Origin of the sequence: Leptospira abararensis (assembly GCF_016918735.1) — a bacterium.
In the GTDB taxonomy this organism is placed as follows: domain Bacteria; phylum Spirochaetota; class Leptospiria; order Leptospirales; family Leptospiraceae; genus Leptospira_A; species Leptospira_A abararensis.
On the sequence record NZ_JAFFPR010000059.1, the window covers coordinates 1 to 22,316 of the forward strand.

Genomic DNA, 22,316 nt, shown 5'->3' on the forward strand with positions numbered 1-22,316 from the left:
GTTATACGAATGAGAATTGCCATTTGCATCTTTAACAATCCTTGCTACCGGAAGTTCTCCTCAAATTCCAAAATCCATAACACCAGATATGGTGGGAGTTTTTAGTTTACGTGCTAAAACTGATGCAGATCGCATCAAAGGTTTTTTTGTTCCTGATTCCCACGCTCTGATTGTAGGTGGTGGACTTCTTGGTTTGGAACTTGCTGCGGCATTAAAATCTCTAAATGTAAAAGTCACTGTTCTAGTTCGAACGGATCGGTTGATGTCCAAACAGTTGGATGTTGTGGCTTGTGAGATTTTAAAAGAAGAGATCCTAAATCGTGAAATCGAAGTACTTTTTAATTCAGAAATTGCGAAAGTCAATGGGTATGGTCGCATCACCAATGTGGAGTTAAAGGATGGAAGAAAACTTTATCCCGATGGAATTGTTTATGCGATGGGAACCAGTCCCAATTTGCACTTAGCGAAAGGGTTAGGGTTTGATTTGGGTGAGGGAATTAAGGTAAATGAATTTTTACAAACCAGTGATCCGGATATTTATGCCATTGGAGAAGTGGCGGAACATACCAGTGGCGTTTACGGAACGGTTCTTGCAGCTGAAGAACAAGCGGAAGTCGCCGCCTCACATATATTTGGTTATAAATACAAAACTTATTCTGGATCTTTACATTCTAATCTTTTAAAAATTCCTGGCCTCGAGTTGGTATCACTACGGCTTCCGGGTGTTTCATTTGAAAATCTATCTGATGAATACGAAGAAATTGTATTTTTAGATCGTAAAAGAAGGCGTTATAAAAAATGCATTGTGAAGGGTGATAAACTCGTTGGTGCCATACTCATTGGAGATAAAGCCGAATTTGTTGAATATAAAAACTTGATTGCGAGTGGGGTGGAACTTGGGGACAAACGAGGGAAATTACTTTCGGGAGGAACCACCACCAAACCACAAAAAGGTGCTCTTGTCTGTTCATGTAATAGTGTAGGTCGGGGGAATATCGAAGAAGAATTCAAAAATGGTGCCAACAATTTAGAATCCATTATGACAACAACCGGTGCCGGCACTGGATGTGGAAGTTGTCGTCCTGAAGTAAACAAAATCATCCGAGAGATGGTGATTCAGCAGAACGAATCTGTTTAGCTGATTTGATTAGAATCGGGTAAATTTAAGATTTACTTGATAATGAGACCTGATCTCAGTATTATGGCTCTATCCCCTCTTGGAGTCGATCTTTCGTGAAGGCTAAAACTTGGTATCAGTTGCATATGGTTCTCGGAATTTTTGGAGCCAGTTTCCTTTTGGTTTTGGGTCTGACTGGATCTTTATTGGTCTATGGAAAGGAAATTCAATCTCTTACTGGCTCTTATTCTATTTCGGTAGAGCCGGATCGTCTTCCTATCGATACTTTATACAAACAGTTGTTAAGCCAAGTTCCGGAGGGAAGTGTTGCAGGTTGGTTGGTTTCCGACTTAAATGACCAAGCCGACCAAGTTTGGTTTCATAATTTAGAAAACCCTAGCCGTGAATCTGTCTACTTAATCAATCCATATAATGGCAAGGTAATTGGAATAATGAAAGAGGATCGAAGTGATAGCCTCTATGGTTTTTTACTTGTTTTGCACTATAGTCTTTTTCTTGGTGGGGTGGGTTATTTTTTAACGGGATGTTTTGCTCTTATTTATTTGTTTTTGGTGATTAGTGGGATCAAACTTTACAAACGATTCTGGGTGAGTTTGTTTCGCCTTCGATGGAAAGAAAGCGCCCAAATCCTTTTTTCCGACTTGCATAAGTTTGTTGGTATTAATGCAGTTTGGTTCCATTTGATTTTAGCAATCACTGGTGGATGGTGGAGTTTGCGAGACACAGTGATCCTTACTTTTCCAGAAGAAAAAGTAGTCCATCATCTCTGGAGTAAGGAAGATTCAATCAATCAATTGGTAGAACAAACGAAAATAGAAATCCCTGGGTTTCGTTTGGGATATGTTTCTTTTCCACACCATTCCAAAGAAGAACCAATTGGAATTTATGGGAATCGTTTTGATTCCTCTGGGTTGGAAAGTCGTTACGGTTCCTATATTCGGTATGATGTGAAATCCAAACAAATATTTGATAAAGTCGATATGTCTAAAGAAAGATTTTTGAATCGAGTATTGGATTCATTTCGTCCTCTACATTTCGGGACATTTGCAAATCATTTGAGTAAGGTAGTTTGGGTGATCGGGGGACTTTCGCCAGCGATTCTTGCTTTTAGTGGCGTTAGTATATTTTATATAAAGAGAAAGAATAAAAGAAGAAGAACCCAAAAAATTCCTTTGAGTTCCTCTGTGTGATTTTAATTTACTGCCAACACTTACTTGGATCGTAACAAACATAAGTTCCTTTGAATCTTTCACAAGCTTCTTTGGCACTCTTTAAATCCGTTACTCCATAGTATGCGTTTGCAGGAATTAAATATTTATGTTCTCCCTCGGTAGTGTAAGCATAAGGGATCAAATCGTTGATACCGTCGACTCCGTCATAATGACAAGCTGCTACTTTATTTGTGATCGCACAAGGTCCACTCAGTCTTTCTACTACTATTTCAATTCCAATACCGTTTCCAATAGTTGTATAAGTCTGTTCCATATCTTTTTCCCACTCAGCTTGTTTCTCTAAGTAGGCAGTAGAATACTCCCGGCAAAACAAATGAGGCCCATTTTTGATACTAAATCTATGGCTATAAGCAACATTCAGTCCAAGTCTTTGTGCTTCACTCATACTGTTTGCATTAATTTGTTGTAGCGCTAACATGGAAACCAGATCGTCACTGGTAACTTTTGACTCGGGATCAAACAAATCACATTGGAATGTTAAGAGTCCAATGATAATTAGGGTGAGAAGGGTTTTTAATTTTGTTTTCATATTTTTCTCCAGAAATTTAAATTTTATAAGTTAACATAAATCCGTAGGTTTTTGGTGCACCTGGTACTGCTTGAAATGTTCCATCAATATAAGATGTGAAGTAATAGCGATCGTTCATATTGTTCATGTATAGGTAGGCCGAGATGGTATCGGTTTCATATCCGATTCGTGAATTGATCACATAATATGGGTCGCTATAGACTGTGTTATCTGCTGCGAAATACATTTGGCCAACAGCTTGGAATTCACCGCGGAAAAACATTCCATATTCGTTTCTGTATTGGAGGTAACTTACAATATCGTATTTAGGAATGAAATGAACCCACTTCCCATTGAAGTCTCGATTCAGAACAGAATCGTAAAATTTATTAAAAATCCCTTCCGTATAACCTGCAGAAAGTCCTAGTTTTGCATCTTTATGTGGTTTGATAAATGTTTCTAATTCATAACCTCTGATGGTAACTAGTTCTGCGTTGAGGTTTATGTATTGAGAGAGGTTGACGGCTCGAACTACATGAAAGTCTTGTGTTTCCGTATAAAACTGAGTGTATTTTAAACCGAACTTCCCTTTAAAAAATTCTGATTTGACTCCGGCTTCAATGGTATCGTTGATTTCCGGTTTGAATGTTGCTTTGTCTGGAATATTAACTACCGTGCTATAACCGGCATTTTTATAACCACGACTAAATCCAATAAAAAACATTAGGTTTTCTATTGGTTTGTAGTCGAAAATAAACCTAGATACGTTGTAGTTGTAACGATTGTTAATTGTATATGGATCTGACAAAAGTTTTGTCTCGCCGGATGGATTAATCGGAGAAAATCCTATCACTTGTTCGGTATGAGAAATACGACTTTCTTGTCGTTCTAGTCGCGATCCTATAGTGATTGTAAATTTTTCTGCAAAAGTGTAACTGTTATGAGTATAGAAACTAACGTTACGATCCTGCACTCTAGAAACATTGTTTTCTCGAGCGGGAGCACGAAGGCCACCAAAGTCAGTACCTACATACATTTGAACCCGATGTTCTCTGGATTGATCTATATTTGTAATTTTGTTTGAGGCATAAATTCCAGCTTTGAATTGGAGCGGATCATGTTTGTCTTTGGATTCAATATAAACATCGTTGAGAAAGGTTGTGGCCTTTTCAACATAGATAGACCGATGTTGATCTGTTGTGGTAAAGTCGGAATCAGCAGTGATAGGGTCAATGTCCATCTTACGAATTGCTGATGCTGTCTTTAGATTGGCATTAGGTAATTTTGTGGTCGTTGCTAGTGAATATGTGTTTCCAGTAACATTGCTTTTCCCTTCATAGTCCCAGTAAACTTTTCTATCTCCATTGACTCTGTTGGTATATGTTCCATATAACTTGGCACAGTTGGATGGCATGGCAACACAACCTTGCAACAAAGCTTTTTCTCTTTCTGACTTAGCACCTAAATAATTTACTAAGTTTAAAGATCCGTCGTCGAAACTTTCTGCACTGACCTGTAAATCTGCTTCAAAAATTTCATTGGGAGTAAAGAACAGACGGAATCGACCTGCCTTTCCTTTTCTGCCATCCGGATGAGTTTTATAAATCTCTACCGGTAGTTCATAGGGGCGATTCGTTGGATAATAAAAGCCAGTTACATTCGATAGATATCCTTCTCGTTCCGTTGTTTTCCCAGCGATTCCAAAAAATAATTTATCTTTGATGATGGGGGCATTGTAATAAGCAGATGTTTCTTGTTTTTTATAATTCCCTGCATCATAAGTAATTTTTCCCTCGGCGACGTTGGTTGGTTTTTTTGTTCGAATTTCAACCACACCACCTTGAAAGTTTTTTCCAAATAATGTAGCTTGGCTTCCTCGATAAACTTCAATGTTTTCTAATCCATATAACTCTGTGTTTAGCGCCACATTGTCGTTAAGTGGAATTCCATCTAAAATCAAACCAACAGCAGGTTCACTGAATGCAATACTCCGCATTCCTCTAATGTTGAAATAAGTAAAGTTCCGTGATCCAGAATCAATGATTGAAAAATTGGGAACCTGTTTGTCGATGTCGTTCGTCCGGTTGATTCCAGCGTCCTGAATTTCTTGTTCGTTCAATCGGCTAATGCTATTAGGAGTCCGAAGGATCTCTCTGTCTCTCGGGTCTTTTTTGCCAGTAACACGAATTCCTTGTTCTACTGGTTTTGTTCCCGAATTGGGAACGGGATCCGTCTCGTTTGGAAGAGGTTGCGGAATTTTCTCCTTAGTCTGTGGGAGGAGGGGTGCCCCCAATAAGAAAGAAACAAGAAGGAAGGAGGAAAGTATGAATTTGTATTGCAGGATAGTTCCTTGGAGGAGGGAAAGAGCTTTCCTTAATCCTGTATTTTTATGAGAGTGATTCTCAAAAAGTAAGGTCATACGGCCATTCCTTCTGACTCCCCTTCATTTGTCGAGAATTAATGAGATAAAGACTCAATCTCATTAATTTGGGATTTCCCGAAGATCGATTCGGGACCGGATCTATGGACCGTATTTTTAGTCTAATTTACCATGAATCAAGTAACCACAACCGAAAGGACTCTCTTTCAAACCGTTTTACGTATTTTACTCGGGGCCTTTCTGGCCTTCGCTGGAACTGGCCACCTAACATGGCATAGAACTGAGTTTTTGGCTCAAGTACCAACTTGGTTACCGATTAATGCCGATTTAGTGGTATTATTGTCCGGTGTGGTAGAAATCAGTTTAGGATTGTCTCTTCTCTTTCTTCGCAGCAAACAAGTGCAAGTTGGTTGGATCGTTGCTTTGTTTTTTGTATTAATATTTCCTGGAAATATTTCGCAATATATGAATGGAATTAGTGCTTTTGGTTTGGATACCGATAGGGCACGTTTGATTCGTTTATTCTTTCAACCTGTCCTTGTTCTTTGGGCTCTTTGGAGTTGTGGGTCATGGCAAAACTTTCGAGCAAAGAGTAAAACTTAAACATTAATTTTCGGATTGCCTTTCCATTTAGATAATACTTTTTGATTGTAATCGGTAGGTAGTATTGTGCTTAAAAATAGTTTTTCTATATTAGTTGGATTGGTTTCTGCGATGGTCATCATAATGACTTTTGAATTTCTGAATTCTTTTTTCGTAAAACCTCCAAACGATGAGATCATTGCTAATCCAGAACTATTAAAAGACTATATGGCAAACCTACCTACAATTGCATACATACCAGTTTACTTGGGGTATCTGTTTGGATCCTTGGTTAGCGGTATTGTAACGATAAAACTAAGCAAAAACCATAATGCATTTATGGTAATTTTAGTTGGTAGTCTACTTACTCTTTTTGGCGCTTTCAATTTTTTTATCTTTCTTCCTGGTCAACCACTATGGTTTGTTTCCATTAGTTTGTTATCCTTTCTTCCATTTACTTGGCTCGGTAAAAAGCTAGTTTCAAAATCATAATCGATTAAAAATAATTTCTATGTTCGATGATGAGGCAGCGATTGGAGACAACCCGAATCCCAGCCTCTTCTGCCCTTTTTTCAGCTTCTGGATGAGAAATTCCTAATTGGAGCCAGATTACTTCTGTTCCACCGAGGCTTAAAATTTCGTCTATCACTTCAGGGATTTTATCGGAGCTTCGAAAAACATCGATAAATCGCCGATCTTCTTTTGGTATCTCTTTTAGGCTTTTGTAAATAGTGAATCCACCTACATTATGTTCTTTGGGATAGGTTCCGACTACTTCCCATCCTTTATCCCGAATGTAGACAGGAACATAATGACTTGGTTTGGATGGATCATTGCTTAGTCCGTATACTGTAATTTTTTGATAAGACTTAAGGAGGGATTTAATCTCGGAATCTGCTACATTCATAGAGAAAGTATAAAGGATGGATTGGAAATTGCAAGTGGGGAAAGTTATTGTTCCACACAAATCAATTGTTGGATATTCGCATTGCAAGGTTCAGGAGCCCAACCGGTGGTGATAACAGTAACAGATGTTGAATTGCCTTGCCCCATGATCCCATTATAGGTTCCTAAATTGCTAGACCATTGGTTACAAGTATTACTTGTGTTCGTCGTCCAATCTGCATTGAGACCCGTCCAATACTTTGAATTGGCGGAAAATCTTGTAGTTAATGTAGAAATAAATAAACCACCTGAACTTGTTGTTCCAATTGTACCTTCAGGTTGGTAATATGCTCTATTGGGTGCGAAGATCCAATTGATTTGACCATCACCAAGATTGGCGCTGACAGATGCTCTTCTCGTAACTCCATCGACTACCATTGCCTTGTAGGTCCCTGTACCTGGGTAATTCCCGTCAGTGGAACAAAGTGTGTCAAAACTGACTGCGCTGCCTGGATTGGGAGCATAACCAGAATTAGAGAGGAAAATTCTACAAGGGTTACAGGAAATCACACAAGAGATGGATACAGAATTGATATCGGAATTTTTGATAAAACCTTCTCCGTTTGTGACAGTACAAATTAGGCCTACCGGTTGGTTTGCCACCTTGACTGAATAATTCGATCCTGCTGTTACTTGATTGATAAATGAAAATTTGGTACTATTCTGATCGATTACTAAAGAAGAGAATTCGTTTAATCTAAGTTTAAGCCCTGAACTTGTGAGTCCTGTGATCGAACCTGAAACTGAATAGGGGATGAAGTTGGAAATATAATCTTTTCCACATAGTGGAGAAGAATCTTTGGTGATTACCTTAGAAATTTGAATTTCTTTAAAAGCGTTTGAATTTGGATCACAGGGGTTATTGGACGCAAAAGGTTGGCAGTTGACGATTATCGAAAAAGTTAATAAGGTTACTGGCATTAGAGTCAAATACAGATGTAAGAGCTTCCGTTGGTTCATATCTTAGTCTTGATTGAATCGTTTTATTAATGTCAATAAATTGCAATGAAATATCGATCATCGTTATGTTTTATTCACTTGAACGTTTTATTGGATATACCTCAATCTTTCCCGTGGCTCTGGCCGGAAAAATTAGATCATCCTTCTTTTGTGAGGTGGTAACCTAACTTGTTACCACACGCGGGAACATAATTGCTATCTCTCGATCAGAACTTGGTAGAACAAATGGTGGTGATTGAATCGAATCCTAATTTTGCCAATTCGACGATGTCGAATTCTATTTTGTTTCAAAAAAAATAAAAGAAACAATCGCAAGAATCACCTAGGAACGAAAACCAATTCAATCTGTTCTTGATTAATGTTTGAAAATTAGTTTTCTTTTTGTATATATATTTCCTAGGAGTGGGAGAAGAAAAAGATTGGCTTAGGTTACAATTTAATTATGAATACTCTTGAAAAAAAATTCAACGAAATGCGTGCAAAAAAGAACAATTCTACAAACGATTCGTTCGCACTATTTGATGCATTAGAAACAGTCTCTATAGAAGATACAATCGGTCAGTGGCATGGGTCGGGATTTCACACTGCACATACAATGGATGGAGCATTAGAAACATTCAATTGGTATGGTAAAGAATTTGTGGATCCAGACAATGTACACCCGTTGGTGTTTAAATCTTTTGGTAAAACTCTATTTAAAGTAAATCCTTCTCTAATGCCTGTTCGATTAGCGACATTAATCCCTTCTACTAGTTTATGGCCATTGCGATATTTATTTTTATTGGTTCGGTTTTTATTCCAGACTTCTAAATCAAAAGCTCGCGTTCGACGAATTGAATTTCGTGGGCAACTTACTGCTGCGATGATTTATGATAATCTTCCAATTCATGATGTTTTTAAAAAAGTAAACCAAAACACTTTGTTCGGATGTATGGATTACAAAGGAATGAAACAACCTTTTTTCTTTGTTTTAGAACGGGATAAATAAAGATAAAAGATATTACAGATCATTGTTATTCGAAATGAAACAATGATCTGTTGGTTTTATTCGTCAAAAGTTTAGTCGTTTAACCAAGCAATTCCAGATTCCAAACTTGGTACAGATTTCAACTCTACATTCCCAGTTTTCAGTGTTTGGTCATCTATAGATATTGCTGCTAGTGCCGAGTTAGGGACAACGACGGCCATCTTTCGGAGGCTGGAATTACTTGCTTTGGGAAACCAATTGACGTTTACCCATTCTTGTGCGGGACGAGTGACAAGCCCCATCCTTCTAGTGTCTGCAAGCCACTTACGGATGTTATATTTATGTATGATGTTTAATGCTTCGTTTAATATTTCGGTATATTTTTCTTCGCTAAAGTCTGGAGTCCAGACCACTTCTAATAAATCTTTTTCTTTCACATAATAAATACTACCTATCTCTGATCGGAACTGAAGTTTGTGAGTGGCCTCATCTCTCTCGGAAATAGAAGATTCATCAGAAGTAATATTTGTTTTAAAAAGATCAACCATTGATATCAGTTTATCTGCAGTGCTTGCAATTGCGGTAATTTTTCCTGCAAGTACATCGCTACTTTCAGAATTGCTAAAGGAAGATTGGCTAATGGAGGAAACAGACGCCATCACCTCGTTAGTAGCAGTTTTATGTTCGGTTACTGCTTCTTTGATTTCCTCAGATCGTTCTTTAACAAAAATAGCTTCCTTCAGTAGTTTGTTCTTTAATTCTTTTTGTGTATTTACTGCAGAATGAACTTCTGTTATTTTTCCAGAAATAGAATCAATGTTACCAATGATTTCTTGGATTTCCATTGTAGTTCTTTCAATTCGTTCTCTACCCAAAGAAACATCATTCTGATTCTTTTTCATTAAAGAATCAATCCCTTTGACGGCACCAGCAGTTCTTTCGGCAAGTTTTGAAACTTCTTCTGCAACCACGGCAAATCCTCTGCCGGCGTCTCCAGCACGTGCAGCTTCGATCGATGCATTCAACGCAAGCATGTTGACTTGTTCGCTGATTTTCGCAATTACATCTACAGTTTTGGAAATCTCAAGGGAACTATTGGACAAATTGTCCATTGCTTCATTCATTGTGCGAAGTGTATTTTTTCCTGCTTCTGCACGATCAATTATATTCTTTATAGAATCAAGAGTTCCTTCTACATATTCACCTGTTTTATCAATCGCCATCGATAATCGATCTACTTCAGATGTTAAATTACTCATACTTTGTGAATTGTTTTCTGCAATATTTGATATGGATACAGCTACTCCCGATATTTCTTCTATCGATGCAGATACTTCTTCCGTTGCAGCGGACTGTGATTGTAAGTTTGTTGAAAAATCAAGAGTTACCAACTTCATTTCTTGTGAATCAGAAGATAAATTGTCTGCGGATGTTTTGATGTGTTGGATGAGTTCGCCTTGGGCTTGTAACATTCTATGGAAACTGTTGTAAAATTCTGAGAATAAATCATTTTTTCTGTATGTGAGCCGAACTTGTAAATTTCCGAGTCCCACTTCCTTAAAGGCAGCCTCTAACTTCCCAAAGATTTTACTAAACCAGGAACTTAAGGTCAATCCAAAGAGGACACCAATCACCAAAAGGAGAATTGTCGCTACTACAATAGTTGGTGTTAGGTTCTCTGGTAGTGCATTCTGTGTCTGCAATACCAGAGTCATGCTGGAAAGCAAAATTGATCCAAAGGCCAAAAAGGAAAAGATGAAATACAATTTAAGTTTTGAATGCATAGGTTTTCTGATTCCAGTTTTCATAGAAGCAAAAGAGATGCTAGCCTAAAACCCAGGAAGGAGAAATTTTGAAATTAGATCCTAAATATACACGAGACATAATGGTATCATTCGTGCATGGGAAATTCCAATTGCATTGCTACAAATTGCATCGTGAGTGTTCCATACCTACTTTCAATTTCCCGTAAAGTTTCATTCAATTGTTGGCTTGCGATTGCATTCTTTGGAATCTCTTTTAGGATTTCTACTTGATTTGAATGAATTTCTTGTGTATCAGAAACGAACCGGATTCCTGATTTTGTCAGAATGGTTTTTTGAGAACTATGCATAACCACGGCCGTTGATTTGTATGTACGCGAGTAGGCATCGGCCATTAAGGCCAAAGAAATTTCATCAATGCCATCGTAGATTGTAATCCCAATGGTTTCATAACTCCAAATGAAGATTCGATTTTTTGCTGCAGTTAAATAGAGTTTCCAATCCAGATGAAATCGTTCACTTTCATGAACAGAATCCCAATTTTGAACTCCTAAGTCTTTTGCTACCTCCCTTGCTTTCTTTTTTCCCGCTATGGATTCTACGATCGCCAATGAGAAAGGAAGGGAAGCCGTGACACCTGCTGTTGTAATGATGTTTTTATCTTGAAGGTATCTTTTGTTTTTGACCCAAACGGTGTCAGGAAATGATTTTGTGAGGTCAGAGATTGAATACCAATGTCCTGTGGCCTTTTTATTTTTTAATAAGCCTGCATGAGCCAAAGTCCAAACTCCATCGCAAATTCCAGCAATTGTGGCATCCAATTTGTATTGTTTTTGAATCCATTGGATTAAGGTTTTATTGTCCATGTTATGAATGGCAGGCATAATCACAAGATCTGCTCCTTCTGGATGAAGAAGGTCAAAGTCTTCGATGGAAGTAGTGATTTCAATGGATAATGTTGGGAACATTTCCATGATTCCTTTGTTAGGTGCTAACGCATAAACTTCTGAAATGTTGGCCCGCTTTATGACTCCATACGGCACAATAAAATCTGTTAGTTCTGTGTATTTGTTTTCGCCAATAATAACAATCACTGGTTTTTTGTGATTCGGCTTTATGGGAATTTTTGATAAATGAGTGATTGGATCTTTTTCTGTTTGCCCCAGTAGTTTGGCAGTACTAAAACCAAGGGTTAAAATCATAAGAAACGTAATGTTATTTATGAAAAGTCGTTGGAATAGGGGAAATGGTTTTTGGGGTGTGGGTTTGTAATTTACGTCCATCAAAATAGGATCGCATCATTTCTCCGACCCGTCGTCCGTTCGGATACAGATGGACCAAAAAGTTTGTCTTTGTCCTTTAAAAAAATAGACAAGAGACTGATTCGTTGATCCATTACGTTATGAATTTGATTCCGTTTGCCGGGGCTATCGTAGCTCTTCTACTTGCCATATCACATTGGATAGAAACGGTTCAAAAAGAAGGTGAGAGTAAACAAAATCTCACTTCCGAAAAACCACTTCTTAAGTTGATGGGAATCAATTTTGGGGTCAGTTTTTTTTATCGGTATACGTCCACTTTTCTTTTTCTCTCTCTTGCCATCTTACAATTCCATATTTATGGAGAGTTGACAAAGGAAATCAATTCATTTCCCCTCTTTTATGGAATCCATATTCCTTGCCTGCTTCTCATTGGTCCTTTGAGTTATATCTATTTTGAAGAAATGAGCGGAGGTGAATTCTATAAAATTCGATCCTATCATTTTTTACCAAGTATTCTCTCTATCATTTTTATTTACCTATTTCGTTCAGAGAATTTTGAGCCTCCTGTAAATCATTTACAGATTTCGAGTGAAAGTTCTCTTTATCAATCTACAATTGAAATTTTACTTAGCGTCGGAGTTGTATCGATTTTGGTATATACTTTGTCGATAATGATTCGGTTGTTTCGCTGGAAGGTTAATTTTAAAGAAAGTATCGAATCTTCCTTCTTACCATTTTTATCTTTGTTAGTCTATGCCTTGTTTGTAGTTATTTTGTTTGTTTTTTCTCAACTTTTTTACATGCAATTATTTATTCTTGCATGTGCTGCACTAACTTTCCTTTTGGCTTTGATTTTATTATTAGAAATAAACCATAAAGAATTCATTCCTAACTTTAAAAAAGAAACGCGATTGGCCCGATACAAAGAAAGTCGTGTGAATGGAATCAATGTTCCTCAGGTATTACAAAGATTGGATGACCTGATGAATCTAGAACAATTGTATTTAAACGAAGATCTGAGTCTGCCCGGTCTCTCCAAAAGATTGGGTCTACATACACATCAACTTTCAGAAATTTTAAACTCTAGGTTGGGTTGTACATTTCGAAACTATATCAACCAATTTCGATTGCAAGAGGCAGCAAAGCTCCTTTTGGAAAAACCAGATATGACAATTTTGAGTATAATTTATGCTTCTGGATTTAACTCCAAATCTTCATTCCATAAACTCTTCCAAGAACGTTTCGGCATTTCACCACAAAATTATCGCTCACAAGTAGATTAAAACTATTTTCTCTTTGTTTTCTTTTTTGCTTTTTTTGACGAATTTGGTTTCTTGAAATTTTCCTTGAGGACTGCAGAAAAATATTCTCCTATGATTTTGTCAGACCAGGAAGTCGCTTTAAAACCTTCAAAATAAGCAATATGACTTCCACGTTTGGTATGTATATGGATTGTATTGGGAAGAGCTTCTAACCAATGGAGATTTTCTAATACATTTTGGTTCACACAAATGGGATCGTCTGCCGAATTTAAAACGAGCAAAGGTGTTTTAATATTTTGGACAACTAATACTGGGTTGGAGTGAAAATAATAATTTTCCTTATCTTTGAATCCAGAGACAGTATGTAATTTATCTTGAAACTCACCAATGGTTTTGATTTTAAAGAGTTCCTCGACTCCTTTTAATTTAGATAAACTTTTATAATGTGTTTTTAAAAAGTAATTAATCAATCTTTGTCCCATGATTTTGCTATACACGGGGTGGACTCTGTGAAAAGCCTTTTCGATATCATAAGCAGGTGAAACTGCAACGGCAGCTTTAAATTGGCTTTTTACACCTGCCTCTCCCAAATAACGGGCCAACAACCCGGATCCGGCTGAAATTCCTACACCAAACAATTGTTTTTTGGGATATTTTTTTTGAATGTAAGCCAACTGTTCTTTTAAATCCGAAGTGGAGCCCATTGTATTTATTTTTGGTTTGGTAAGGGGAAGATTCCCATGTCCTCTGCGAATACAAACAACAACAATCCATTGAAAACGTTCTCGTAAATACTTTACCGTTGATTTTACATCCTGTTCATCGCCACTAATTGTATGAAAAACAACTACGATCGGCTTTTCTTCATTATTGGATTTTTCATTAATTCCAGACCAAGCAAGACCTGTGATTCCACCATCTTTCATTTTCAACTGTTCTAATTGGTCATATAAGTATGGTTTTGTGCGATACTCTTTTAACATTAGTAGAAATAACATTAGGTGTTGATTGAAACACCAAAATGTAGGATAGTATCTGTTCGTTAAGTTAGGTGATCTATCTATAATGCGTAGTAAAAAATCTGATTCGCTAAATCGAAGAACGGGGGCTTCGACTACTTCGAAAAAATAGTAAAGGAGAAAAAATAGAGTAAGGATTGTTAGAAAGGTGAATAAAGGATAATTCGTAATGAAATCCATTTTTATGTCCTATCGATATACTAATTTGGAATTTAGTTTTCGCATAAAGTCTATATCAAACTTTACCACTTTTCTGTCGTAAGTGACTATTCCATTGATTTCTTCCTCAACATCGCTGACTTGAGTATAAATGGAAGCACTCAGTCCTTTATCGATCAAAGGGATTAATTCGTTTTCAATCAGATGACTATATTCCTTTTCTAAACTTTGTTTATCCGGTAGAATTTTATATCCAAAAAGTTTGTTTTCGTTGTAAACGTGACCTTCCGTTTTTAATGAATAACCACCAAATTCACTAAGTACAAGGACTCTTTTTTCATTTTTAGGAACTTTTAGTTTTTGGTAGTAAAGATGTAAACTTTTAAGGTCACTACTATCTTCCCCTTGGTCATACCAGCCGCTTACGCTATCAATGGTTCTTGTATTGTCTATTTTTCTCAATGCTTCTGTTAGTCTTATACTATCGAACTGACCCCATCCTTCATTAAACAAGACCCATACGGATAAGCTAACTGTATTTTTCAGTAAGTTAACGGTTTTTGGAATTTCGGCTTCAAATTCGTTCCTGCCAGATGCATCAGTTCTATTTAAAAATTTGTATTTCGTATCTTTCGTTTTCCAACCGATAAAGGGTAAATAGGCTACCTTCCAGGTTTCATAAGGGCCACCACCACAGACAAAATCTTGCCAAACCAGAATCCCAAATCTATCGCAATGATAATACCAACGGAGAGGTTCTATTTTAATGTGTTTGCGTAACATATTAAAACCCATGTCTTTCATGAGTTTAATTTCTTTGATCATCGCTTCGTCGTTTGGTGGTGTAAGAAGGCCTTCCGACCAATAACCCTGGTCGAGAAGTCCGTTATGAAAGTATGGTTTGTTATTTAAAAATAATCTTTTGAATTTTCCATCGAAATCTATCGAAAATTTCCGCATTCCAAAATATGATTTTACAGAATCACAAGAGGTTTTGATCAAAACAGTATACAGCTTTGGATTTTCGGGTGACCAAAGCTCCATATTAGGTATCTTTATGTTTGCATTTCCATTTGAAGACTCAGCAATTATTTTTTCCCCGTCCAAGATTTGTATTGTGATAGTAGAACTTTCTGTATCTACGAGAATCTCTACAGATTCTGTATCTATATTGGGAGTAATTTTAATATCTTTTACATAATCTTTGGAAACACTTTCTAACCAAACGGTTTGCCAAATTCCCGATTGAGCTGTATACCAAATTCCACCTCGTTTCAGCTTTTGTTTCCCTCTTGATTGGTTTCCCATGTCAGTAGGATCTGTGACTACTAATTCAATTTCGTTTTTCCCGATTTGAATCCACTTAGTGATATCGAATTGGAATGGTAAAAAACCACCTTTATTAGATCCTACATCTTTACCATTAATATAACATATACAAGAATAATCTACAGCACCAAAATGAAGTAAGGTGGTATCATTGATAAACTCAGAAGATAATTCAAATTCTCTTTTGTAGATTAATTTTTCGTTTGGTTGCAGTATAAAAGTTCCGATCCCACTCGCAGGTGATTCTGGAGAGAAAGGGATATTGATTTTGTAATTTGTTTTAGCTTCTTTGCCTGTTTGAGAATGGATTAGATCCCATTCTCCATTTAAGTTCATATAACTATCTCTTTCGAGTTGAGGGCGTGGGTATTCAGTATGAGAAATCATTTTCATTACGAATTTTTTCCTCGCGATAAAAGGGAAAGAGGAATGAATATAAGCAGGCAAAAGATAGCTCCGAATAAAAATATTTCAGGCGATGGTACATGGGCAATTGTTTCATTTACTGGATCGATATATGTAAGGTTTGTTCTTTCATTGATGGTTTCTCCAATCATGGGACCAATGTACATCGGAATTAGAACAAAAAAGATCATTCGTATCCCCTGTAATTTGCCGGTGTTTTCTGTTGGTGTATTGTCCCTGATTTGTGCTCCTAAAAGTGCTAGGACTTGCACAAACCCCGTGATTAAGATGAGACTCGTGATCCCTGTCAACCACATCACTCTCGAACTTAGACTTAAATCGATTGTTTTGGACATTATATACAATGATAACATTCCAAAGATGTAGAGAATAGAAAAGTAAATGAGTAATTTGTCTTTGTTTTTACCGTCAAATTGTTTTCCAAGTATAACGGTAATTATGCTAGCTCCAAGAATGACTCCTGCGAGAACAATAGAATATTGGATGGCATCGAACTTTAAGTATTCTTGCATATAGATGATTAGGTATGGCATATAAATTTGGCTTGCTATTCCATAGATTCCCATGGCAATAAAATACAAATAGAGTTTCTGGTTTTCTTTGATGATAGTGAATTTGAATCCATAAGATAGATCTGAAATAAAATTTGTATTTTGTTTTTTAAGATTTGGATTGTCTTTGATAAGCCAAATTCCAATGATCCCTGAAACAGACATCATCGTTCCTACCGAAACAAATAGTCCAGGATAACCAAGGGCATTTACGATCATTCCAAATCCACCAGCAACAATCAACATAGCAAGTAGTGGCATGGCAGACAACACACCTTCCGCCAGGCTTCTTGCATTTTCTGTATTATCAGTTACGTAAGCATTAAATGCGGCATCGTTGGCAGTGGAACCAAATGCTGTCATAATACAATCCAAAGTGATCACAATCGCAATAGTTAGGCTTATAATTTGATTGGTATCAGATAATTGAAACCATTGTGCTGTATTTTCTTTGGAAACAAATGCAAAAGAAAGTGTAAGTATACCCCATAGAAGATAACCAAGGGAAATAAAATACTTTCGATTTCCTGCTTTATCTGTTAGGATGCCGGCGACCAAAGTGGAAAAGGTAGCGACAATTCCGCTCAACTGAACCATAAGTGTGACCGACGATGTATTCTTTGCGATCGTATTGTAAATGAAAAGATTGAAATACATATTCTCTACGGACCAAGCGATCTGTCCAACGAGGCCAAATAGAATGAGCACCGACCAAAGCCGTCCACCTAGATTGTGATTGTTCATGATCGCATAGTGTCAGATATAGACGGCTTAATTGGCGACTAAATTTTTGACACTGGTTCAATTTTCTTCAATAGCGATTCTAATTACAAATAGTTGATTAAAAGACTTTTCCTAATTGAAACCCCAACCATTGGTGTTGTTGAGGTAAACCTTTTCCCGATTGAAAGTCAATGGTTTGGTAGTTGTAATGGATACCAAATAAAAACCCTGCATTTGAAACCGAAACAAAACCAGCTCTGACAAAACCGACAGCTCGTTTTAGATCGGCTACATATGTTTTTTCATCCCTATATTCTATTTCTTCGCGTAACAACTGCAATAAGACTTCTCTTTGTTTTGGATCTAAAATAAACTGTGATAAAATTTCATAAGAATAAAGACGAATGAGCGGAGGTAATTTGCCACCTTCCGGTCTAAATATTGAATAAATAGCCAACGCACGTGCGTTATCCGGTATTTGGTCCCATTGGTCTGTTAAGCTTTTTAATAAGAATAATCGAGTTCCTCTTTCGATATCCTCTGCACCATTAAAAATATTATTAAAGATCAGGTAGTTGAGTCCAATGTCATAAGGATTGTTCGTCCCCTTCACCAAAAATTCATTGAACAAAATATATCTTTGTAGAGAGTTTTTTCCATTATCTTCAGCAAGAGCTCTATATTGAATTTCTCTCTCTCCTGCTTCTGGAGTAGGATTGTTTAGAAAATTGTCCCAATTACTAAATGCAGAATCTCTATTCTGAGATTTATATGTTTTGTCTGTTCCCATTTGGCCTTGGATGGTTGCATTGTAGAACTGAAAAGTTCCACCGGGATTTATATAAAAATACCAATATCCTTTCCCATCTTCATGGAGAATGGGGGGGCCTGGTTGAAGAGCAGAACTACCTGGTCCAGGTGTTTTGTCTACATTCCCAAACCGAAAGATAAGTCCAAAAGATGCATCAGTTTGCACATTCCCTAAATTTAAATTGTATTGGGTTCCAAAAAATCGATGATAGAATTTGCGAACATCTGTTTTCAGTGCACCCGAGTAAGAGTTGGGAATTTGCGTGTCCCATCCTTGTGGTGTTGGTGAGCCAATGAGGTTATGGAAATTCATCTGCGCTGATTTACCACCAACAGAGGGACCGATCATTCCCACTTCTAATTCTGTAGTGATGCTAGTATCTTCTGTAGCAGTAGTTAAAGAGTTACTAAAATATGCCCGACTTGAATAGGGCCGATCTCCGTAAGATACATCCGCCTTGGTTATGTTTGTTGGTGTGTAAAACTCTTGTCCTAAAGCAAATCCTTGCAAATACTTTGTTGATTGCGAAGGGGTGATAAATAAGTCATTCCAGTATCCTAATATCCGGCGAGTGGGATTGGATTCCCCGGCTGTCATATGAAATTCCAACCGAGAACCGTTTGTATAATATCGATCTGAAAATGCTCCAAAAGCATCATTTTCCATAATCAGTCGGATTTGGTATTGGTCTTTTGGCTCTGGCTCTGGAGTTATCCTCTCCCTTTCAGTTAGGATTTCCACTTTTGATAGTTTTTGTTTTTTGTTGGTCTTTATTGTTTGGGTCCAAACACCAAAGTTAAATATAAGAACTAATAGGAAAAAGAGGCGAAAAGCTTTCATGATCCTATAGAAACTTCCCCCAGCGAATTCGCAAGGAACTCTCTGGGGTTTTTATCTGTTTAGTTACCTCAATTGACTGTCATGGTTCCCATTTGTGCATCGGAAAAAGAGAGGCCACCATTTAATCCATTTCCGTCCTTATCACAATACGTTGTGGAAGCGATGCCAGTTACCGAAACTTTATAAGCATATAGACTGTTCCAGAAGGGGCACCAGCAGTTACAGTCAGAGACATTGGCCATTGTAGAATGCAATAATCTACCATAGGTAAATTCGTAGGTGTTTTGTTCACTTCTGCAATGAGGAAGATGATTCCGAAACCGAAGAAATTGAGAACAACTAACTCTTCCTCCTCGGTGAAGTCTAACTGAAGTGAGGAGTCTTGGTTTGTAGTGGGAACGACTGTTTCAGATACAATTGAGTTGCCTTATCTTCTGGAAAGAGTTTAGCCTCCCTTCGAATTTTTCCTTGGCCTCTGGAAAATTTTCGGAATGGTAGGCTTTCGTAATTTCCAAATAAAACTCTTTTGTTTTTCCTTTTACGCGCGAACACGGTTCAGAAAACGATATTCTAAACTTTGGATTTCTTTCCAATGGGTTTCTGGCTCATAACACTACTTACTTCAATAGGTCATATTGCACCTGTTCGTAGGAATCTTAGTGGAAATAAGGTTTTAGTAGGTAGTGTTTGGGTGATTTCAAACTAATTTTAATCGTTTCGATTTTGTAAGAACTAGACTTAATGACGTAGGCTGGCTCTGTGTCCCAACGGGACGTAGGGACACAGAGCGGCACTTGCGTAAGCAATGGGAGTGCCAGAAGCCTATGTGTCGCAGACCGAGCGGGGGCTCGTCCCGAACGAAGCGGTTAGTTTCTGTTATACGAAGTCGCAAGCTACACGATCAGATGAATACAGATGGAGAAACATTGAATTTTTCTGCAAGAGCTTTTATTTGTCGAACATTCAATTCTCTTTTTCCATTTAAGATTTCAGAAACAACACCTTGGCTACCTAGAATGTTTAGATCTTTTTGAGTTAAACTATTTTCTTGCATAAGAAACTTTAAAACTTCAATCGGTTCAGCATTTGGCTGTATGAAATGATCATTTTCATATTCTTCAATCAAATTACCTACAGTCTCTAGAAGCGGAGCTAATTGATGTTTTTCGTTGTTTCCAACTTCATCAATGAGTTCATCAAGAACCTTAATTAATTTTCTATATTGTTTATCAGTATGAGGAACAGATAGAATATCTTTAACATCGTGCCAAACATTCTTAACTTTTTCAATTTCTAGAATCATAAATTCTCCTTTTTCCATTTCCCCTTATCGTATTCAGAATGCGTTAAAATGTTCCTGACAAAAACTTTTTGTCTATTGAAATGAATAGCAGCAATTAAACGAAAGTGATTTCCGCTAATATTAAAAACAGTAAACTTACCTACTTGGTTCACAGAATTGAAAACTTTCTTTAATTCATTAAAGTCTTTGAAATTTGTATTTTTAATAATCTTAAACCAACTTTTCAATGAAGATTCAGAATTAGGGTGTTTTACAATGAAATCATCTAATTTCTTCCAGCTGATAATATGCACTAGAACGAGAGTGTATCTCAAAATGAGATACGTCAATGTATTTTTTAATTATTTTATTCGTTACCCATGTCCTGAGGCATACAATTTTGCGATTGTGTATAACGAAATAGCCTAGACGACGTTCCTCGGAGCTGAGCCTGCAGGGCAGGCGTTAGCGTCGGCGCGGATCTTACGGAGGTAAGGGGAGTGTCAGAAGCTTATGTTCCGCAGGCCAAGCGAGGGCTCGTCCCGAAGCGAAGCGTTAAGTCGCTGTTATGCGCAGTACCCAGTGTTTAGTTTCAATCATAATTAGGTAATTCGAGTGGTATTACTAGATCGTTAGAAGAATTGTTTCTACTTTCTTCGACATGAATAGACAGAGACAAATAGATTATTGCTTCTCTTGCACATTTTAAAATTTTGAATACTTTATCATCAAAATTTGTTTCTTTAATAGAATATGCTAGGTCATTATTTTGATTAAAAAACCCATGTAGAAATGGCGTATCATATTTTACAACGCGCATATTAGGTAAGTTAAGGACGTCGTGCGCAATTGCAGACTCATAAAATAAGTCATTTAATGGGTTTAAAAATAACGATTTCTTTAAGACCCATTGTTTATATTCTTTTTCATTTTTTGTTTTTCCCAAAGAAAATGTTCGAAATTTGAAATCGCTATCAAGATGTTTTTGGTAAATGTTACTTTTAATCCATATAACATCTTGGTTGAAAACCTCTCTAGCATTTGAGTGAATATCCTTGCTTTTTAAAAAGCTGGATAACCCTTTGTAGGCATATTTTAAGGATAAAAATTTATGATTTTCATCATGGAAAAAATTTGCTAATTGAATTAAGCCATGGCTAAAACAACATCCTGCCATAGCAAAATTTGGATTTATAGAAAGTGCTTTTTTCCAACATTCTAAAGCATAAATACTCCTGCCTGCAAGGGAGAACATATTACCTAAATTTGTATAAGCTTTTATATGTATGGAACTTATAATGCTTTTTGAAACCTTTTCTTCATTTACGCATTTACGGAAGTATTTAATTGCATTTGCCTGTTCGATTCTATCATATGCCCAGCTTTTGTTATTTACTCTTTTGTTAATTAAGTCGAGATTATACCAAGCGTTACCAACGAAATATGATAGGATAGATCGTTCGTTTGCATTATCAACTTTATCTATAAGATAAGATTCGATCTCACTAGCTTCTTCAATACATTTCTTGAGTTGATTAACATCCTTTTTTTCAAGCCCTTGATCAATCCGATGTCCTAATTTTTCAATTTTTCTCTCTAAATCTTTCATTGTTAATTTTGCTTGTATTCGGAATATCTGTCGGGCATTCCGCATAACATATATTGTCTGTTATACGGTATTATCGTATGCTTAAAAAATATAAAAAATTTCTATTGGTCTTTGTTCACGTTTGAATCTGATTTCAAATACAAATAACGTTCCGCGATGAAGGTTCCAAAAGGGACAACGGAAGCGAGGGCTGCCAATATTGTTTTTTTGGCTTTCCATTCTAATTCCACTTTCACTTGAAATAGTTCGACTAGATACAAAAGGAATAACAATCCATGGACGAGGCCAACGATTTTATTTGGTTCGGGACTTTGATAAAGATATTTGAGTGGCATGGTTACGAAGAGAATTGTGAGAAAGGAAAGGCCTTCTAAAAAAGCTAAAATGCGAAATCGACCTAATTTGGTTTGGAGTAAATGATACACGTACAAATCCTTTTTTTCGTTTAGTATTATCCAGGTTCCCGATGTTCATTCGTTTCGTCCTTACTTTCTCCAGCGAATGACCTTCGAAACGAGTGGGATCTTGGTTCTTTTTTCCGAAAGGGCAGCAACTTTTCGCGAATTTG

19 protein-coding genes and 1 pseudogene are annotated in these 22,316 nt (G+C 36.9%); 6 read left to right on the forward strand and 14 right to left on the reverse strand.

Features of this window, described 5'->3' with window-relative positions; all coding sequences use genetic code 11:
- Positions 1–37: 37 nt before the first annotated feature.
- Together JWG40_RS17170 and JWG40_RS17175 are read left to right on the forward strand one after the other, a co-directional pair.
- Positions 38–1,138, forward strand: a pseudogene (locus JWG40_RS17170) (FAD-dependent oxidoreductase); the annotation flags it as partial.
- A gap of 95 nt (positions 1,139–1,233) precedes the next feature.
- Positions 1,234–2,328, forward strand: a complete 1,095-nt coding sequence (locus JWG40_RS17175; protein ID WP_205286998.1) for a PepSY-associated TM helix domain-containing protein — start codon at positions 1,234–1,236, stop codon at positions 2,326–2,328.
- A gap of 7 nt (positions 2,329–2,335) precedes the next feature.
- Here JWG40_RS17175 and JWG40_RS17180 read toward each other — a convergent pair whose 3' ends face one another.
- Both JWG40_RS17180 and JWG40_RS17185 read right to left on the reverse strand, forming a co-directional pair.
- On the reverse strand, positions 2,336–2,899 hold the full coding sequence (locus JWG40_RS17180; protein ID WP_205286999.1) for an LIC_11695 family lipoprotein: 564 nt from the start codon (positions 2,897–2,899) through the stop codon (positions 2,336–2,338).
- 16 nt (positions 2,900–2,915) lie between these two features.
- Entirely contained in the window at positions 2,916–5,297 is a 2,382-nt protein-coding gene (locus JWG40_RS17185; protein WP_205287000.1) for a TonB-dependent receptor, read from the reverse strand.
- A 132-nt stretch (positions 5,298–5,429) separates the two neighbouring features.
- On the opposite strand from JWG40_RS17185, the gene JWG40_RS17190 reads away from it, so the two are divergent.
- Together JWG40_RS17190 and JWG40_RS17195 are read left to right on the forward strand one after the other, a co-directional pair.
- The gene (locus tag JWG40_RS17190) at positions 5,430–5,861 is read left to right on the forward strand and encodes a DoxX family protein (protein WP_205287001.1); all 432 of its coding nucleotides are present in this window, start codon (positions 5,430–5,432) and stop codon (positions 5,859–5,861) included.
- Between the two features lie 66 nt (positions 5,862–5,927).
- Positions 5,928–6,332 carry a hypothetical protein gene (locus tag JWG40_RS17195; RefSeq protein ID WP_332470999.1) on the forward strand — a complete coding sequence of 135 codons (405 nt, stop codon included), beginning with the start codon at positions 5,928–5,930 and terminating at the stop codon, positions 6,330–6,332.
- Positions 6,333–6,336: 4 nt separating this feature from the next.
- On the opposite strand, the gene JWG40_RS17200 is transcribed toward JWG40_RS17195, so the two are convergent.
- Positions 6,337–6,747, reverse strand: a complete 411-nt coding sequence (locus JWG40_RS17200; RefSeq protein WP_205287016.1) for a CoA-binding protein — start codon at positions 6,745–6,747, stop codon at positions 6,337–6,339.
- Between the two features lie 44 nt (positions 6,748–6,791).
- On the reverse strand, positions 6,792–7,745 hold the full coding sequence (locus JWG40_RS17205) for a DUF1554 domain-containing protein (protein WP_232369463.1): 954 nt from the start codon (positions 7,743–7,745) through the stop codon (positions 6,792–6,794).
- A gap of 442 nt (positions 7,746–8,187) precedes the next feature.
- Between JWG40_RS17205 and JWG40_RS17210 the strand changes: the two genes are divergently transcribed.
- Complete coding sequence (locus tag JWG40_RS17210) at positions 8,188–8,733, forward strand: DUF4334 domain-containing protein (RefSeq protein ID WP_205287002.1); 546 nt, start codon at positions 8,188–8,190, stop codon at positions 8,731–8,733.
- 71 nt (positions 8,734–8,804) lie between these two features.
- Here the strand turns inward: JWG40_RS17210 and JWG40_RS17215 are convergent, their stop codons facing one another.
- Entirely contained in the window at positions 8,805–10,496 is a 1,692-nt protein-coding gene (locus JWG40_RS17215) for a methyl-accepting chemotaxis protein (protein WP_205287003.1), read from the reverse strand.
- A 107-nt stretch (positions 10,497–10,603) separates the two neighbouring features.
- Positions 10,604–11,677 carry a DJ-1/PfpI family protein gene (locus tag JWG40_RS17220; RefSeq protein WP_205287004.1) on the reverse strand — a complete coding sequence of 358 codons (1,074 nt, stop codon included), beginning with the start codon at positions 11,675–11,677 and terminating at the stop codon, positions 10,604–10,606.
- Positions 11,678–11,877: 200 nt separating this feature from the next.
- On the opposite strand from JWG40_RS17220, the gene JWG40_RS17225 reads away from it, so the two are divergent.
- Positions 11,878–13,020, forward strand: a complete 1,143-nt coding sequence (locus tag JWG40_RS17225; protein ID WP_205287018.1) for an AraC family transcriptional regulator — start codon at positions 11,878–11,880, stop codon at positions 13,018–13,020.
- 2 nt (positions 13,021–13,022) lie between these two features.
- On the opposite strand, the gene JWG40_RS17230 is transcribed toward JWG40_RS17225, so the two are convergent.
- The 8 genes from JWG40_RS17230 to JWG40_RS17265 form a co-directional block, all read right to left on the reverse strand.
- Positions 13,023–14,198: a YheT family hydrolase gene (locus JWG40_RS17230; RefSeq protein WP_205287005.1), complete on the reverse strand. Its 1,176-nt coding sequence runs from the start codon at positions 14,196–14,198 to the stop codon at positions 13,023–13,025.
- 9 nt (positions 14,199–14,207) lie between these two features.
- Entirely contained in the window at positions 14,208–15,899 is a 1,692-nt protein-coding gene (locus JWG40_RS17235; RefSeq protein ID WP_205287006.1) for a glycoside hydrolase family 2 protein, read from the reverse strand.
- Positions 15,899–17,227 carry an MFS transporter gene (locus tag JWG40_RS17240; protein ID WP_205287007.1) on the reverse strand — a complete coding sequence of 443 codons (1,329 nt, stop codon included), beginning with the start codon at positions 17,225–17,227 and terminating at the stop codon, positions 15,899–15,901. Before JWG40_RS17240 ends, JWG40_RS17235 begins: the two co-directional genes overlap by 1 nt.
- A gap of 97 nt (positions 17,228–17,324) precedes the next feature.
- Positions 17,325–18,857: a lipid A deacylase LpxR family protein gene (locus JWG40_RS17245; protein ID WP_205287008.1), complete on the reverse strand. Its 1,533-nt coding sequence runs from the start codon at positions 18,855–18,857 to the stop codon at positions 17,325–17,327.
- Positions 18,858–19,758: 901 nt separating this feature from the next.
- Positions 19,759–20,160, reverse strand: a complete 402-nt coding sequence (locus JWG40_RS17250; RefSeq protein ID WP_205287019.1) for a helix-turn-helix domain-containing protein — start codon at positions 20,158–20,160, stop codon at positions 19,759–19,761.
- Positions 20,157–20,453: a type II toxin-antitoxin system HigB family toxin gene (locus JWG40_RS17255; RefSeq protein ID WP_205287009.1), complete on the reverse strand. Its 297-nt coding sequence runs from the start codon at positions 20,451–20,453 to the stop codon at positions 20,157–20,159. Before JWG40_RS17255 ends, JWG40_RS17250 begins: the two co-directional genes overlap by 4 nt.
- Positions 20,454–20,731: 278 nt before the next feature.
- Positions 20,732–21,748 carry an LA2681 family HEPN domain-containing protein gene (locus JWG40_RS17260; protein WP_205287010.1) on the reverse strand — a complete coding sequence of 339 codons (1,017 nt, stop codon included), beginning with the start codon at positions 21,746–21,748 and terminating at the stop codon, positions 20,732–20,734.
- A gap of 101 nt (positions 21,749–21,849) precedes the next feature.
- Positions 21,850–22,173, reverse strand: coding sequence for a DUF3817 domain-containing protein (locus JWG40_RS17265; RefSeq protein ID WP_205287011.1), 324 nt, complete (start codon positions 22,171–22,173; stop codon positions 21,850–21,852).
- Between the last annotated feature and the right edge of the window lie 143 nt (positions 22,174–22,316).

What these genes read in the sequence shown, in the direction of transcription:
- JWG40_RS17225 (WP_205287018.1), top strand. Translation starts at nt 11,878, where the DNA reads ATGAATTTGATTCCGTTTGCCGGGGCTATCGTAGCTCTTCTACTTGCC.
- JWG40_RS17230 (WP_205287005.1), bottom strand. Translation starts at nt 14,198, where the DNA reads ATGGATTTCATTACGAATTATCCTTTATTCACCTTTCTAACAATCCTT.
- JWG40_RS17260 (WP_205287010.1), bottom strand. Translation starts at nt 21,748, where the DNA reads ATGAAAGATTTAGAGAGAAAAATTGAAAAATTAGGACATCGGATTGAT.
- JWG40_RS17200 (WP_205287016.1), bottom strand. Translation starts at nt 6,747, where the DNA reads ATGAATGTAGCAGATTCCGAGATTAAATCCCTCCTTAAGTCTTATCAA.
- JWG40_RS17180 (WP_205286999.1), bottom strand. Translation starts at nt 2,899, where the DNA reads ATGAAAACAAAATTAAAAACCCTTCTCACCCTAATTATCATTGGACTC.
- JWG40_RS17185 (WP_205287000.1), bottom strand. Translation starts at nt 5,297, where the DNA reads ATGACCTTACTTTTTGAGAATCACTCTCATAAAAATACAGGATTAAGG.
- JWG40_RS17190 (WP_205287001.1), top strand. Translation starts at nt 5,430, where the DNA reads ATGAATCAAGTAACCACAACCGAAAGGACTCTCTTTCAAACCGTTTTA.
- JWG40_RS17245 (WP_205287008.1), bottom strand. Translation starts at nt 18,857, where the DNA reads ATGAAAGCTTTTCGCCTCTTTTTCCTATTAGTTCTTATATTTAACTTT.
- JWG40_RS17205 (WP_232369463.1), bottom strand. Translation starts at nt 7,745, where the DNA reads ATGAACCAACGGAAGCTCTTACATCTGTATTTGACTCTAATGCCAGTA.
- JWG40_RS17235 (WP_205287006.1), bottom strand. Translation starts at nt 15,899, where the DNA reads ATGAAAATGATTTCTCATACTGAATACCCACGCCCTCAACTCGAAAGA.
- JWG40_RS17210 (WP_205287002.1), top strand. Translation starts at nt 8,188, where the DNA reads ATGAATACTCTTGAAAAAAAATTCAACGAAATGCGTGCAAAAAAGAAC.
- JWG40_RS17220 (WP_205287004.1), bottom strand. Translation starts at nt 11,677, where the DNA reads ATGATTTTAACCCTTGGTTTTAGTACTGCCAAACTACTGGGGCAAACA.
- JWG40_RS17250 (WP_205287019.1), bottom strand. Translation starts at nt 20,160, where the DNA reads ATGATTCTAGAAATTGAAAAAGTTAAGAATGTTTGGCACGATGTTAAA.
- JWG40_RS17215 (WP_205287003.1), bottom strand. Translation starts at nt 10,496, where the DNA reads ATGCATTCAAAACTTAAATTGTATTTCATCTTTTCCTTTTTGGCCTTT.
- JWG40_RS17240 (WP_205287007.1), bottom strand. Translation starts at nt 17,227, where the DNA reads ATGAACAATCACAATCTAGGTGGACGGCTTTGGTCGGTGCTCATTCTA.